The sequence below is a fragment of the Qipengyuania sp. HL-TH1 genome (assembly GCF_036365825.1).
Classification (GTDB): Bacteria; Pseudomonadota; Alphaproteobacteria; order Sphingomonadales; family Sphingomonadaceae; genus Qipengyuania; species Qipengyuania profunda.
Genome location: NZ_CP142675.1, coordinates 1,368,930 through 1,384,088, shown reverse-complemented (window position 1 = coordinate 1,384,088; position 15,159 = coordinate 1,368,930). Strand labels below are relative to the sequence as shown.

Sequence of the window (15,159 nt, the reverse complement as noted above, 5' to 3'; positions counted from 1 at the left end):
GCACGCTAGCAGGGCGCATGGTCAGAATTGCGATCTGCGCCCCCGGAAAGCGGTTGAAGCGCGAACGGGCAGAGGCGGTCGAAGCGCTGGTGGCGGGGCGCAGCGACGTATCGTTGCAGTTCCACGAACAATGCTTTGCCGAAGACGGGCATTTCGCCGGTAGCGACGACGTGCGGCTCGCCGCCTTGCTCGATTGCGCCAACGATCCCGGTTTCGATGCGGTGTGGTTCGCGATGGGCGGCTATGGTTCGAACCGCATCGCCCCGCAGGCGGTCGCGCAAATGAACGCGGCAGCGCGGGCCAAGTCCTATCTCGGCTATTCGGACACCGGCTTCCTGCTCGCCGCGCTGTACAGGCATGGCATCGGGCGCGTCGCGCATGGGCCGCTGGCGGGCGATGTCCGGCGCGAGGGCGGCGCCGCAGCGATCGAGCGTGCGCTCGTCTGGTTCAAGGGCGAGGAGGACGGTCTCGAACCCGGCCTCGATACGCGCCCCGCGGTGGCTTTCAACCTCGCCACGCTGGCGATGCTGGTCGGGACCGAGCTTGCCCCGGACCTGTCGGGCCATGTCGTCATGATCGAGGAAGTGGCAGAGCATCTCTATGCGGTGGACCGGCTGCTGTTTCATGTGACGCAGCACCTTGGCGGCATCGCGGGCCTGCGCCTCGGCCGGATCAGCGATATCCCCGAGAACGACCGCCCCTTCGGCAGCGACGAGGTCGCGATTGCGCAGGACTGGTGCCGGCGTAGCGGCATTCCCTACCTCGGCAGGGCGGATATCGGCCACGATGCTGCCAACAAGATTGTCCCCTTCGGGCTTGAGGCGCGCGCCGCGCGCGACTAGGCGCGGCGGCGAGGAGAATTACATGACTGCATTCATCTTTCCCGGACAGGGAAGCCAGAAAGTCGGCATGGGCGCCGACCTCGCCGACGCCAGCGCGCATGCCCGCGCAGTGTTCGAAGAGGTCGACGAGGCGCTCAAGCAGAAGCTCTCGGCGCTGATGAAGGATGGGCCGGAGAGCGAGTTGACCATGACCGCCAATGCCCAGCCCGCGATCATGGCCAATTCGGTGGCCACCGCACGCGTGCTCGAAAAGGAATTCGGGATCGCTCTCGCCCAGAGCGCCGATTGCGTCGCGGGCCATTCGCTTGGCGAATACAGTGCGCTGTGCGCCGCCGGGGCATTCTCGCTGACCGACACCGCCAAGCTGCTGCGCCTGCGCGGCATCGCCATGCAGGATGCGGTTCCGATCGGCGTCGGCGCGATGGCCGCGCTGCTCGGCGCGGATATCGAAAAGGCCACCGCGCTGGCCGAGGCAGCGGCCCAGGGCCAGGTCTGCGAAGTCGCCAATGACAACGACCCGACGCAGGTGGTTATCTCCGGCCATGCCGAGGCGATCGACCGCGCGATCGAAATGGCCAAGGATCACGGGATCAAGCGCGGTATCAAGCTGCCCGTCTCGGCGCCGTTCCACTGTTCGCTGATGGGCCCCGCTGCGCTGCGCATGAAGAACGCGCTCGAAGCGACGCCGCCGCAGGCTTTCACCGTACCGCTGTTCGCCAATGTCACCGCCGCGCGTGTCACCGATCCGGCGCAAGAGCAGGCGCTTCTGGTCGAGCAGATCACCGGCCGCGTCCGCTGGCGCGAAAGCGTACTGGCGATGCGCGAAGCCGGGATCGAACGGTTCGTCGAAGTGGGCGGCAAGGTGCTTGCCCCGATGGTGGGCCGCATCGACAAGGAGGCGACCACGGTCAGCCTCGTGACCATGGAAGACCTCGAGAATTTCGCCAAGGAGAACGCATGATGTTCAGCCTCGAAGGCAAAACCGCCCTTGTCACCGGTGCCAGCGGCGGAATCGGCTCGTCGATCGCCTATGCGCTGGCCAAGCAGGGCGCGCGCCTCGCGCTGTCGGGCTCGAATGGCGACAAGCTGCGCGCCTTTCGCGAACAGCTCAACGATGAATTCGGCCACGACCATGTCGAGATCACCTGCGATCTGTCGAACACGACGCAGGTCGAGGAACTGATCCCGGCCACTGTCGATACGCTCGGGCGCATGGACATCCTCGTCAACAATGCCGGCATCACGCGCGACAATCTGGCGATGCGGATGAAGGATGACGAGTGGGACCAGGTCATCCGCATCAATCTCGAGGCGAGCTTTCGCCTGATGCGCGCCAGCGCGCGGCCGATGATGAAGGCCAGGGGCGGGCGGATCATCTCGATCACCAGCGTCGTCGGCCATACCGGCAATCCGGGGCAGATGAACTATGTCGCTGCCAAATCGGGGCTTACCGGCATGTCTAAAAGCCTCGCGCAGGAACTGGCCAGTCGCAACATCACCGTGAACTGCGTCGCCCCCGGCTTCATCCGCACTGCGATGACCGAGGCGCTGACCGACGATCAGAAGGCGGCGATCAACGGCCGCATTCCGATGGGCCGCATGGGCGAGGGCGACGAGATCGGCGCCGCTGTGGCCTACCTTGCCAGCGACGAGGCAGCCTATGTCACCGGCCAGACGCTGCATGTGAACGGCGGCATGGCGATGATGGGCTGATTCCGCCCACTTTTCCCCAAGGAATTGCGGCGCCGCGGCGTCCGGCCTTGCCCCCCAAGCCCGCCCCGCTAGGGTGACTATCCGTATTCCGGCGCTGGTGGGGCGATTCCGGCCTGCCAGGCGCCCAAAAGGGACGAAAGTAGGACCATGAAGGCCACCATCGAACGCGCGACGCTGCTGCGTTGTCTCAGCCACGTGCAGTCGGTCGTAGAACGCCGCAATACCATCCCCATCCTCTCCAATGTGCTGATCGAGGCCGAAGGCGACAATTCGCTGAAGGTCATGGCGACCGATCTCGATCTGCAGGTTGTCGAGCATATGGATGCCAGCGTCGACAGCGCGGGCGCGATCACGGTTTCGGCGCATCTGCTGTTCGATATCGCGCGCAAGCTGCCCGAAGGGTCGCAGGTCAGCCTCGAGGCGGCGGACAACCGCATGGCGATCAACGCCGGGCGCAGCCGCTTCTCGCTGCCCACGCTGCCGCGCGACGATTTCCCCGTGATCGTGGAAGGCGACCTGCCGACCAGCTTCGAACTGCCCGCCAAGACGCTGTCCGAACTGATCGACCGCACCCGCTTCGCGATCTCGACCGAAGAAACCCGATACTATCTCAACGGTATCTTCTTCCACGTCTCGGACGACAATGAACCCGTGCTCAGGGCTGCCGCCACCGATGGCCACCGCCTCGCGCGTTTCACCCTGCCGCGCCCCGCGGGTGCGGAGGGCATGCCCGATGTCATCGTGCCGCGCAAAGCGGTGGCCGAATTGCGCAAGCTGCTCGACGAATCGCTCGACGGTAATGTCCAGATCGACCTGTCGGCCAGCAAGGTCCGCTTCAAGCTTGGCGGGACGGGCGGGGTGGTCCTGACCAGCAAGCTGATCGACGGCACCTTCCCGGATTATTCGCGCGTTATTCCAACGGGTAACGACAAGCTGTTGAGGCTCGATCCGAAGAGCTTCCACGAGGGCGTCGACCGTGTCGCGACGATCGCCACCGAGAAGACCCGTGCGGTCAAGATGGGGCTCGACAAGGACAAGGTCACGCTGACGGTTACCAGCCCCGACAACGGCACCGCGACCGAGGAAGTGCCGGCCGAATATTCGTCCGACGGGTTCGAGATCGGCTTTAACGCGGGCTATCTCAAGGACATCCTCAACCAGATCGATGCCGACACGGTGGAAATCCACCTGGCCGATGCCGGCGCCCCGACGCTGATCCGCAAGGACGAGAATTCGCCCGCGCTTTACGTGCTGATGCCAATGCGGGTTTAATCGCTCGCATTCGCACCGGCAGGTCGGTAGCCTCGCTCCACAAGGAGAGGTGCGAATGCAGCAGGTTCATGTCCGCAAGGATGCCATTGCCACGGCCGAACTGGTCGAGTGTGAGCAAGGGGAGTTGGCCGCGGGCGCCATTCGCCTCGCGATCGAGAGCTTCTCGGTTACTGCGAATAATGTGACCTACGCCGTCGTTGGCGACGGCTTCGGCTATTGGAACTTCTTCCCCGCTCCCGAAGGCATGGGCATCGTGCCCATGTGGGGGCACGCGCGGGTGATCGAGAGCAATCATCCCGAAATCGCGGTGGGCGAGCGGGTCTATGGCTACCTGCCCATGGCGACGCATCTCGATGTCGTGCCGGGCAAGGTTTCGGCGGGCGGTTTCGCTGACATGGCCGAACATCGCCAGCCGATGAGCCCGATCTACAACCAGTATTCACGGCTCGCCGCCGACCCCGAGCATGACCCGGCGCGCGAGGGCGAACGGATGATCTTCGGGCCGCTGTTCAAGACCGGTTTCCTGATCGAATATTTCATGCGCTCGCAAGACTGGTTCAGTGCGCGGCAATTGGTCATCACCAGCGCCTCGTCAAAGACCGCGATGGGTTTGGCGAGCGTGGCCAAGCATCGTTCGCCCGAAGTGCGGCGGGTGGGACTAACCTCGGCGGGCAATGTCGCATTTGTCGAGGCGAGCGGGCTGTACGATCGGGTGATCGCCTATGACCGCGTCGCCGAGCTGGAACAGGCGCCGAGCGTGGCGGTCGACTTCGCGGGCAATGCCGGCCTCCTGCGCGAGATTCACGAGCGGTTGGACGAAACGTTGCACTATTCCTGCCTCGTCGGGGCGACGCATATCGACGAACGCGGCGGGGGCACCGCTGAGCTTCCCGGGCCGACGCCGACGCTGTTCTTTGCCCCCGATCACGCGGTCGCGCTGTTCAAGGGCCTTGGTCCCGAAGAAGCGGGCAAGCAGATGGCAGCCAGCTGGCGCGCGTTCCTCGCCGATGCGGGCGACAGCGTGACCATCGAACGGCTCGCGGGCCTCGCCGCCGCGCGGGACATCTTTGCCGTCATGGTCGGCGGCAGCGTCGATCCCGCGAGGGGGATCGTGATCGAGCCCTAGATCTCGATCGCGATCTTGCCGAAGTGACCGCCGCTTTCCTGATGGCGGAAGGCATCGGCCAGATTCTCCAGCGCGAATGTATCGCTGATTTCGGGTTTCAACCCGTTCGCCTCGATCGCGGCAACCATATCCTGCTGCATCTTGCGACTGCCCACGGTCAGGCCCTGCACCTTGAGGTTCTTGGAGAACAGCAGCGCGGTCTGCACCGGCCCGGCAAAACCCGCAAGTACGCCGATCAGCGCGACATGCCCGCCGACGCGGCTTGCCAGCATCGACTGGTCGAGCGTTCCCGCACCGCCGATCTCGACCACGCAATCGACCCCGCGGCCGCCGGTGATCTCCAGCGCCTTCGGTCCCCAGGCCTGCACTTCCTTGTAATTGATCAGATGGTCCGCGCCGAGCGCCTTCACCCGCTCGAGCTTCTCGTCCGAAGAAGAAGTGGCAATCACCATCGCGCCGGCCGCCTTGGCGAACTGCAGCGCGAAGATGGACACGCCGCCGGTGCCCTGGACCAGCACCGTGTCCCCGGGCTTGAGGGCGTAATCCACGAACAAGGCGCGCCACGCGGTCAGTCCGGCGCAGGTCAGCGTGGCCGCTTCGGCATGGCTGAAGCCCTTGGGCGCGCGGGTGAACCAATGCGTCGGCGCGGTGACCGCTTCGCGCGCATAGCCATCGATGCCGTCACCCGGCACGCGGGTGAAGGCACTGGTGGGCGGAGAGCCGTCGAGCCAGTCGGGAAAGAAGGTGCTGACGACGTGATCGCCCACGGCGAATTCGGTCACGCCTTCGCCCACCGCAGTGACCACGCCCGCGCCATCGGACATCGGGATGCGGCCTTGCGGGGAGGGGATCATGCCCTTGACCACCGCATAGTCGTGATAGTTGAGCGAGCTTGCCTTCAACCCGACCGTAATCTCGCCGGGACCGGGCGCGGCGGCATCGTCGATGTCGCAATATTCCAGCGCGTCCAGCGTGGAGGGCGTCGCGCCCGTACGGATCGCTTTCATTCGGCTGCCTCCAGCAGTTCGACCCGCTGCGGGCCGCGGATCAGTCCCCCGGGTGCCGCGCCGGTCCATTCACCTTCGCGGAAAGTAACCTTGCCGTTCTTGATCGTGGCGACATAGCCTTCGGCCTTCTGCAGCAGGCGCTTGCCGCCAGCGGGCAAGTCGAAGGCGAGCCATGGCTTGCCCAGCTTGAGCCGGTCCATGTCGATGATGTTGATGTCCGCGAGATAGCCCGGCGCGAGCACGCCGCGATCCTCCAGCCCGTACAGCCGCGCGGTATCGTTACACTGGCGCTTGATCGCGTTTTCCAGGCCGATCGTGCCGCGCGCCCGGTCGCGCACCCAGTGCTGCAGCATGAAGGTGGGCGAGGCGGCATCGCAGATGGTCCCGCAATGCGCGCCGCCATCGGACAGCGAATTAACCGTGTCGTCGGCATGTTGCAGGTCTTTGAGAAAATCAAGATTGCCATCGGCATAATTGAGGATCGGCAGGTAGATGAAGCCCTTGCCTCCGTCGCGGCAGAGCAGATCGTAGGCATATTCGTCGCCCGACAGCCCGGCGGCCTTGGCGCGTTCGAGAATGCTTTCTTCCGCGGTCGGTTCGTAATTGAAGTCGGGGTCCATCTCGAACTGCATGTTCCATCCGCCGCAGACCACCATGATCAGCCCCATGATGTCCTGATTGACCTCGGAGAAATCATGCTGTTCGGCGATCAGGCGCGCCTTGAACTCGGGATCGAACAGCTTCGCCTTCTGCTCCTCCCACGGCAGGTCCTCGATCTCCTTCCAGCTCGGCTTGAGGCGGAAGGGGTGGACGGTGCCCTGCCACGCCATCACGATCCCGTTGCCGCGTAGCGCGATCTGCGCGACGATATTGGCGCCATTGTCGTTTTCGGCGCGCATGCTTTCGATCTGCTCGTCGAGCGGCATTTCCTTGGCGATCGACTGGAGCGCAGCGAAGGTAACCGGCAGCCCGGTCTCGCGGCTCATCTGCCCCATCCAGCCGAACTCGTCCCATTCGCGCATCATGTCGCTGGCCATTTCGAATACGCCGTGCCCGGCGCGGCCCATCGCGCGGCCGATCTCGACCAGTTCTTCGGCGGTCGCGGTGGTGCCGGGGACGACTTCGCCGCCGATATCGCGGTGCAATACGGTGCGCGAGGTGGAGAAACCCAGCGCGCCCGCGCGCACGCCGTCTTCGACGATGCGGCTCATGGCCGCGATGTCTTCGGCGGTCGGCACGGCACCGGGGCGTTCGCGATCGCCGAGCACATAGGCGCGCACCGAACCGTGGGGCACATGCGTGCCGACGTCGACCGTGCGCGGCAGTTTCTCGAGCGCGTCGAGATATTCGGGGAAGGTCTCCCAGTCCCAGTTCATGCCTTCGGCCAGAGCGGTGCCGGGAATATCTTCGACGCCTTCCATCAGGCCGATCAGCCATTCGTGCTTGTCGGGCTTGGCGGGCGCAAAGCCGACGCCGCAATTGCCCATCACCACGGTAGTGACGCCGTGCCAGCTCGAGGGGGCCATTTCCTGGTCCCAGGTGGCCTGACCGTCATAATGCGTATGGATGTCGACAAAGCCGGGCGTGACCAGATGCCCCTGCGCGTCGATTTCCTCGGCGGCATCGCCGGTGACTTTGCCCACCTGGGCGATCAGGCCATCCTTGACGGCGATATCGCCGGTGAAGCGGTCCTGGCCGGTGCCATCGACGATGGTCCCGTTGCGAATGATCAGATCATATGCGGGCATGTTTGTGCTCCTCTCTCCACGGAGGAAGGTTCCACAATGCAACCGATGAGTCCAGCGCAGACTAGGTGGCCCGGTCGGGCATCCTCACTGTCAGCAGCGCAGCGAGGCCGATGACGAACAGCAGGTGGATCGAGGTCATTCCGATCCGCTGGTCGCCCGACCACAGCGTGAACTGTTCGACCAGCAGCGGCCCCATCCACACGGTAATCGTCCCGGCGATGGCGTAGAGGCCGAAGAATTCACCGCTGCGCCCCGGCGGGGCGAGGGTGACGAGCATGCTCCGGCTCGACGAAATGCTGGCGGTGGCGGTCACCGCGATGACGCTGATCAGCCCGAGATAGACGAGGTCCGACAGCGTGCGGAAGACCAGTCCGTCCCACACCACGACATTCTCGACCAGCCCGAGAAACAGGCTGTCGCGCGTGATGCTGAGCTGGACCAGCCCGACGACGATCATTGCGAGGATCTCCAGCGCCAGCGCGCGTTTCACCCCGACCTTGCCCTCGAGCCAGCCGCCGAAGATCCCGCCGCAAAAGGCGCAGGCGCTGGCGAAGATCGCGTAGCACAGCATTTCGAGGAAGTTCCAGCCGAGGAACAGCGCGACATAGACCGCGCCGAGCGCCAGCAGCGCGGCCATGGCATCGGCGTAGAACATGCGCGCGACCAGGAATGTCATCAGCTGGCGGTATTGCGCCGCCTCGCGCACCGTGCGCCAGACGCTGCGCGCGCCATCGCGGAACGCCGCGATCCAGCTTGCCCCGGGGACGCCCGTATCGCGGGCGTTGCGGAAGAAGGGGATCGAGAACAGCACCAGCCAGACCGCGCAGATCGGGCCGACCATGCGGGCATGCTCGAAGCTCGCCAGATCGACGCCGAATTGCGGGACTGCGAAGGGCCAGCCGATCATCGCGGGCAGGACGAACAAAAGTGCAATCGCGATGAAGATCAATGTCGCGGCAAGATTGCCCAGGCCCAGGCCGAGCCCCGAAATCATAGCCAGCCGCCGCGGCTCCCCGGCGACGCTGAGCATCGCGTTATGGGTGACCTCGGAATAGGTGAAGCTGACATAGGCGATGACCAGCAGCGCCATGATCATCGGCACCGGCAGGCCCGCACCGCCCGGCATGGCGAACCATAGCAGCGCCGAGCAGATTGCGATCGAGCCGAGGAAAATGACCAGGATCGGTTTGAGCCGTCCCCCGCGATCGAGTGCCGCGCCCAGGAAGGGCGCGGTCAGCGCGGCAATGATCCCGGCCCATTTGGTGACCGAGGCGATCGTTGCCTGGCCTTGCGCATTGGCCGCGGCCAGCGCCGCCTCGGGCTCCATCGCGTCGAGCGTCCCGCTGGCGAGCAAATCCGCACCAATGATGTCACGCGCGAAATAGGGCGCGAAAATGTAGATGACGACGAGGACGTAATAGGGATTACGGGCCCATTCGAAGACCGCCCAGGCAAAGCCGGTTCGGCCCAGTGCGCCGCCTTCGCCGGAGGTCCGGCGAATGTGTTGATGCGAGAGCGGATTGGCAGCCAGCGCCGGGTCGCCGGCCACCTAGCTGGGGCTCCCCGACGATCTGTCCTTGGGGCGCAAGGAGAACGCATTCTCCTGCGCCGGTCGGTCACGGTGGCCGCAGCCGCCGGTATGCCGGGCAGCTTCGCTGTCGAGCCTGGTCATGTTCGAGGGTCTCTCCGCTGATATTCTTATCGTTATAGTTGCGACCGCGGTGGTTCATGCTGCGGCGACGCGAATTAGGCAAGCGCGGCTTATTCTCCGCGGGCAGCGATCATGCTGGCGATATCGACGAACTTCTCGCGCGGCGCGCCGGCGCGGGCGGCCGCGATCTCGGCTTCCTCGATCTTCTGCCAGTCGCGGAAGGTCACCACGTCAAGTTCGCGCTCGCGGGCGAGCTGGTCGAACCCGTCGCGGCCGCGTCTGTCCGAGCCAGCGCCGATGTCCGCGTCCACCACATCGATCACCGCATAGCCATCGGGCCGGTTGGTGCCGATCGTGCCGCTGGGTCCGCGCTTGGCCCAGCCGACGCAGTAAAGGCCGGGTCCGATCCGCCCCTCCTCATTGGCGAAGCGGCCGGCGCGCTCGTCGAAGGGCACTCCCGGTATCGGGGAGGTCTGGTAGCCGATGCAGGTCACCACCAGATCGGCGGGCAGGCGGTAGGTCTCGCCCGTGCCCACCGCGCGCCCGGCTTCGATCGCCGTCCGCTCGACCTCGACACCGGCGAGCTTGCCATCGTCGCTCAGGATCGCCTGCGGACTGGCATAGAAATCGAACGCGATGGTGAGCGGTTTTTTCTCCGCAGCCTCGGCGGGGAGGGCGGCGAATTCGCGTAGCAGGGCAACCGATTTGCGCTGGCCCGGCTCGAGCACGGCGTCGTCATCGACCGGCGGCAGGTCGGCCTCATCGACCTGCGGGCGGGCGCGCTCGAGATGCAGGAGTTCGCCCAGCTCCTTGGGCGTCATCATGATCTGGTGCGGGCCGCGGCGCCCGAGGATGGTGATCGTCTCGATACTGCTGGTGCGCAGGGCGTCGAGCGCATGGGTGACGATATCCGAACCGGCAAACTCGCTCTCGGTCTTGGCCAGGATGCGTGCGACGTCGAGCGCGACATTGCCCATGCCAATCACGACAGCATGCTTGCCCGATAGCTGCGGGCCGAGCGCGGCGAATTCGGGATGGCCATTGTACCAGCCGACGAAAGCCGCGCTGCCGAGGACGTTGTTCGCATCGGCCCCGGCAATCGGCAGCGCGCGGTCGACCGGCGCCCCGGTGGCCAGAACCACCGCATCGTAAAGCTCGCCCAGTTCGGCAATGGTGATGTCTTCGCCCACCGCGACATTGCCGACGAAGCGGACGGTATCGCCAATCGCAGTCTTCTCGTAGCGCCGCGCAACGGCCTTGATCGACTGGTGGTCGGGAGCGACCCCGGTACGGATCAGCCCGAAGGGTACGGGGAGTTTGTCGAACACATCGATGCGGGCGTCCTCGCCCCATTTCTTGACCGCCGCTTCGGCCGTGTAATAGCCCGCCGGGCCCGACCCCACGATCGCGATGTGCCGCATGTCCTTCTCCCACAAGACGGACAATCCATGCACGCGCGCCCGCTGGCTGGCAAGCCGATGCGGGCAACCGTAAACCTCCGGTAAACATGGTTAGCCGCCTGTTAAGGTACATTTGCTATGATTGGACTTCGCCGGGGGGCGCCGGACTGCACCCGTGGGCAATCAATCGGAGCATCAATACACATGGCAGGGTTCTTCTCGCGATCGGTGCGGGCAACGGCGGATGAGGATGCAGCGTCGGACGAGGCACCGCTGCGCCCGATCGCTGCTTCCGATGCCATCCGCCGGGTCGAACTGCTCGACAGTTTCGAGGCCGCGGGACTTGGCTGGTTCTGGGCCACCGACGCGCAGGGACGCCTGATCTATCTGTCCGATAATGCCGCCGAGAAGCTCGGCTGGTCCGATGGCGAGGCGATCGGCAAACCCCTGGGCGAATTGTTCATTCCCGAACGGGCCGACGACCCCAACAAGCCCCAGCGCCCGCTCGCCTTCCTCCTGAGCGCGCGCAATTCGATCAGCCAGCTCAATGTCCGCCTGGCCTTTACCAAGGACGAAGTCTGGTGGGAAATCGCCGGTAAACCCCAATTCGACGACAAGGGCCGTTTCACAGGGTACCGCGGCAGCGCCAAGGACATCTCTACCAGCCGCGAAAGCCGGCTCGACGCCGAACGGTTGGCGCAATTCGATCCCGTGACCGGACTGGCCAATCGTCATCGCCTGACCACGCGCCTGACCGAGACGCTCAAGGCCTATCGCAACTCCAAACGCGCTTGCGCGCTGCTGACGCTCGATCTCGACCGGTTCAAGCAGGTCAGCGACACACTGGGCCATCAGGCCGGCGACGAACTGCTCAAGCAGGTCGCGTCGCGGCTTGAACGGATTGTCGCTGGCGCGGGCGAAATCGGTCATCTGGGCAGTGACGAATTCCAGATCGTGATGCCCGATGTCGATGATCGCGGCGCGCTCGGCGAACTTGGCCAGCGGCTCATCCAGATGCTGTCGCAGCCCTATTCGATCAATGGCGCGCGCGCGATCATCGGGGCCTCGATCGGCATCGCGATCGCGCCCTATGACGGGCTCGATACCGAGGAACTGGTCACCGCGGCCGATCTGGCGCTCTATGCGGCCAAGGGCGGCGGGCGCGGCCAGTACCGGTTCTATTCGAGCGATCTGAAGGATGGGGCGAGACATCGCCGCCAGGTCGAGGAGGATTTGCGCGACGCGATCTCCAATGGCCAGATTTCGATGCACTACCAACCACTCGTCTGCGCCAAGACCCACAAGGTCGAGAGCTGCGAGGCGCTGATGCGCTGGGATCACCCCGAACATGGCGATATCCCGCCCGCGGTCTTTATCCCGGTCGCCGAGGATATGGGCATCATTAGGGATATGGGCGAATGGGCGCTCAACGAGGTTTGCCGCGACGCCAAGCAATGGCCGGTCGATCTGCGCGTCGCAGCGAATGTCTCGGCAATGCAGTTTGCGCATGACGATTTTGCGCAGACCGTCCGAAAGGCGCTGACCAACAGTGGACTGGAGCCTGCACGTCTCGAACTCGAGATCACCGAAAGCGTGTTTCTCGGCGATACCGGGCGCGTGCAGGCCATGTTCGCCGAACTCAAGGAACTGGGCGTCAAACTCGCGCTTGACGATTTCGGTACCGGCTACAGTTCGCTGAGCTATCTGCGCAATGCGCCGTTCGACACGATCAAGATCGACCAGAGCTTCGTTCGCGGTGCGACCGAGGAAGGCAACAACAACGCCGCGATTCTGACTGCGATCGTCGGTCTTGCCGATGCGCTGGGTATGGAAACGGTGGCCGAGGGGGTCGAGGCCAAGGACGAGCTCGAACTCGTCACCCAGCGCGGCGCCACGCTGGTCCAGGGCTTTATCTTCGCCCGCGCGATGCCGAACGCGGATTTCCTCGAGCGGCTGGCCGATGGGCAACTGATCTACGACGCGCGGGGGCCGGCCAAATATCGCGCTGCGCGCAAGACCGTGTTCCGCCGGATTGGGCTGATCCATGAAGACAATCGCTACAAGGTCGTGATGCGCAACCTGTCGAAGACGGGGGCGATGATCGAGGGCCTGCTCGACGTCCCGCTGGGCACGCAGGTGGTGCTCGATCTCGGCGGCGGGCAACTGGCGGTGGCAACCGTGCGGCGTTCGAAGGGAGCGCTGCAGGGCGTCGAGTTCGAGAACCCGCTGATCAGCGACGGCGCCGAGGGGCTATGTACGCGCCACCGCGTCTCGCCCTATCAGATCGAAGCCGCCGGGCGTCCGCTGGCCGCGCTGCCGGACGATCCCTATTCGCTGATCATGGGCGAGCAGGAGGGCGCGGGGACGCCGAAGCAGTTCGTCGAGGTCGAGGTGGGGACACCCAAACCGGGCACCGGTTACTGACCCCTTGAGGATACGGTGCTTGGCGAGTTAGCCTCCCACGGCTAAGGCGCGCGCAAGGCACTGCGTGTGCCGCCTTTTCCGTTTAAGCAGTTTGTATGACCGATCTCACAAAAATACGCAATTTCAGTATCATCGCCCATATCGACCATGGCAAGTCGACGCTTGCCGACCGGCTGATCCAGCATTGCGGCGGGCTGACCGATCGCGAGATGTCCGAGCAAGTCCTTGATAACATGGACATTGAGAAGGAACGCGGGATCACGATCAAGGCGCAGACGGTGCGCCTCAACTACACCGCCAAGGATGGCGAGACCTATGAGCTCAACCTCATGGACACGCCCGGCCATGTCGATTTCGCCTATGAAGTCTCGCGCTCCCTCGCCGCGTGCGAAGGCGCGCTGCTGGTGGTCGATGCGGCACAAGGGGTCGAGGCGCAGACGCTCGCCAATGTCTACCAGTCGATCGAGCACGACCACGAGATCCTCCCCGTCATCAACAAGATCGACCTCCCCGCCGCCGAACCGCAGCGCGTCGCCGAGGAAATCGAGGAAATCGTCGGCATCGAGGCCACCGGCCCGTGGCAGGAGGGCGGCGCGGTGCTCACATCCGCCAAGTCGGGCATCGGCATCGAGGACACGCTCGAGGCGCTCGTCGCGCGCATCCCGCCGCCCACGGGCGACCGCGACGCGCCGCTGAAAGCCATGCTGGTTGACTCCTGGTACGACCCCTATCTCGGCGTGGTCATCCTCGTGCGCGTGATCGACGGCGCGATCAAGAAGGGCCTCAACGTCAAATTCATGCAGGGCGGCACGCAGCATTTGATCGACCGCGTCGGCTGCTTCACCCCCAAGCGCACCGATCTGCCCGAACTGGGCCCGGGCGAGATCGGCTTCATCACCGCGCAGATCAAGGAAGTCGAGCAGGCGCGCGTCGGCGACACGATCACCACGGTCAAGGGCGGGGCGGTCAAGGCGCTGCCCGGCTACAAGGAAGTCCAGCCGGTGGTGTTCTGCGGGCTGTTCCCCGTCGATGCCGCCGATTTCGAGAAATTGCGCGAAAGCATCGGCAAGCTGCGGCTCAACGACGCCAGCTTCAGCTTCGAGGCCGAAAGCAGCGCCGCGCTGGGCTTCGGCTTCCGCGCGGGCTTCCTCGGCCTGCTGCACCTGGAGATCATCCAGGAACGCCTGACGCGCGAATACGATCTCGACCTGATCACCACCGCCCCTTCGGTGGTCTACCGCATCCAGCTCAACAAGTCGCGGACCGACCCGGCGCAGGAGCTGATGCTGCACAACCCCGCCGATTATCCCGATCCCAGCCGCATCGAGCAGATCGAGGAGCCGTGGATCAAGGCGGTGATCTACACCCCCGACGAATATCTCGGCTCGATCCTCAAGCTGTGCCAGGACCGCCGCGGCATCCAGGTCGATCTGACCTATGTCGGCGGCCGCGCGCAGGTGACCTATGAACTCCCGCTCAACGAAGTGGTGTTCGATTTCTACGACCGGCTCAAGTCGATCAGCCGCGGCTATGCCAGCTTCGACTATGAACAGATCGGCCTGCGCGAGGGCGACCTCGTCAAGATGAGCATCCTGGTGAACAACGAACCGGTCGATGCGCTGTCGATGATCGTCCACCGCGATGTCGCCGAAAGCCGCGGGCGCGGCATGTGCGAACGGCTGAAGGACCTGATCCCGCGGCACCTGTTCAAGGTGCCCATCCAGGCCGCGATCGGCGGCAAGGTGATCGCGCGCGAAACCATCGCCGCGATGCGCAAGGACGTGACCGCCAAATGCTATGGCGGCGACATCAGCCGCAAGAAAAAGCTGCTCGAAAAGCAGAAGAAGGGCAAGGCCCGGATGCGCGAGTATGGCAATGTGAGTATCCCGCAGGAGGCGTTTATCGCCGCGCTGCGCATGGGCGAGGAATAGGCCCGCCCCCCGGCGCCAGTGCTGTCCAGCCCCCATCCGCCCGCG

11 protein-coding genes are annotated in these 15,159 nt (G+C 64.8%); 7 read left to right on the top strand and 4 right to left on the bottom strand.

From position 1 onward, the window contains the following. Positions 1 to 17 precede the first annotated feature (17 nt). The 5 genes from VWN43_RS07330 to VWN43_RS07310 all read left to right on the top strand — a co-directional run bounded on the left by VWN43_RS07330 (position 18) and on the right by VWN43_RS07310 (position 4,953). Positions 18 to 842, top strand: a complete 825-nt coding sequence (locus VWN43_RS07330) for an LD-carboxypeptidase (RefSeq protein ID WP_320180046.1) — start codon at positions 18 to 20, stop codon at positions 840 to 842. Between the two features lie 22 nt (positions 843 to 864). Next, positions 865 to 1,803, top strand: coding sequence for an ACP S-malonyltransferase (gene fabD / locus VWN43_RS07325; protein ID WP_320180047.1), 939 nt, complete (start codon positions 865 to 867; stop codon positions 1,801 to 1,803). Further along, complete coding sequence (gene fabG, locus VWN43_RS07320; protein WP_320182108.1) at positions 1,803 to 2,555, top strand: 3-oxoacyl-[acyl-carrier-protein] reductase; 753 nt, start codon at positions 1,803 to 1,805, stop codon at positions 2,553 to 2,555. The genes fabD and fabG overlap by 1 nt, the downstream gene beginning before the upstream one ends. Before the next feature lie 147 nt (positions 2,556 to 2,702). Continuing rightward, positions 2,703 to 3,827 (top strand): DNA polymerase III subunit beta, encoded by a 1,125-nt coding sequence (dnaN, locus tag VWN43_RS07315; RefSeq protein ID WP_253515353.1) that lies wholly within the window; start codon positions 2,703 to 2,705, stop codon positions 3,825 to 3,827. A gap of 55 nt (positions 3,828 to 3,882) precedes the next feature. Next, the gene (locus tag VWN43_RS07310; RefSeq protein ID WP_320180048.1) at positions 3,883 to 4,953 is read left to right on the top strand and encodes a DUF2855 family protein; all 1,071 of its coding nucleotides are present in this window, start codon (positions 3,883 to 3,885) and stop codon (positions 4,951 to 4,953) included. Here VWN43_RS07310 and VWN43_RS07305 read toward each other — a convergent pair. The 4 genes from VWN43_RS07305 to VWN43_RS07290 form a co-directional block, all read right to left on the bottom strand. Next, positions 4,950 to 5,960: a zinc-dependent alcohol dehydrogenase family protein gene (locus tag VWN43_RS07305; protein WP_320180049.1), complete on the bottom strand. Its 1,011-nt coding sequence runs from the start codon at positions 5,958 to 5,960 to the stop codon at positions 4,950 to 4,952. The genes VWN43_RS07310 and VWN43_RS07305 overlap by 4 nt on opposite strands. Beyond that, positions 5,957 to 7,708 (bottom strand): N-acyl-D-amino-acid deacylase family protein, encoded by a 1,752-nt coding sequence (locus VWN43_RS07300; RefSeq protein ID WP_320180050.1) that lies wholly within the window; start codon positions 7,706 to 7,708, stop codon positions 5,957 to 5,959. Before VWN43_RS07300 ends, VWN43_RS07305 begins: the two co-directional genes overlap by 4 nt. A gap of 61 nt (positions 7,709 to 7,769) precedes the next feature. After that, positions 7,770 to 9,257: an MFS transporter gene (locus VWN43_RS07295; protein ID WP_320180051.1), complete on the bottom strand. Its 1,488-nt coding sequence runs from the start codon at positions 9,255 to 9,257 to the stop codon at positions 7,770 to 7,772. Between the two features lie 212 nt (positions 9,258 to 9,469). Continuing rightward, positions 9,470 to 10,780: an FAD-dependent oxidoreductase gene (locus tag VWN43_RS07290; protein ID WP_320180052.1), complete on the bottom strand. Its 1,311-nt coding sequence runs from the start codon at positions 10,778 to 10,780 to the stop codon at positions 9,470 to 9,472. A gap of 183 nt (positions 10,781 to 10,963) precedes the next feature. On the opposite strand from VWN43_RS07290, the gene VWN43_RS07285 reads away from it, so the two are divergent. Further along, positions 10,964 to 13,183 carry an EAL domain-containing protein gene (locus VWN43_RS07285; protein ID WP_320180053.1) on the top strand — a complete coding sequence of 740 codons (2,220 nt, stop codon included), beginning with the start codon at positions 10,964 to 10,966 and terminating at the stop codon, positions 13,181 to 13,183. A 95-nt stretch (positions 13,184 to 13,278) separates the two neighbouring features. Further along, positions 13,279 to 15,114: a translation elongation factor 4 gene (gene lepA, locus VWN43_RS07280; protein ID WP_253515365.1), complete on the top strand. Its 1,836-nt coding sequence runs from the start codon at positions 13,279 to 13,281 to the stop codon at positions 15,112 to 15,114. Positions 15,115 to 15,159: the final 45 nt, after the last annotated feature.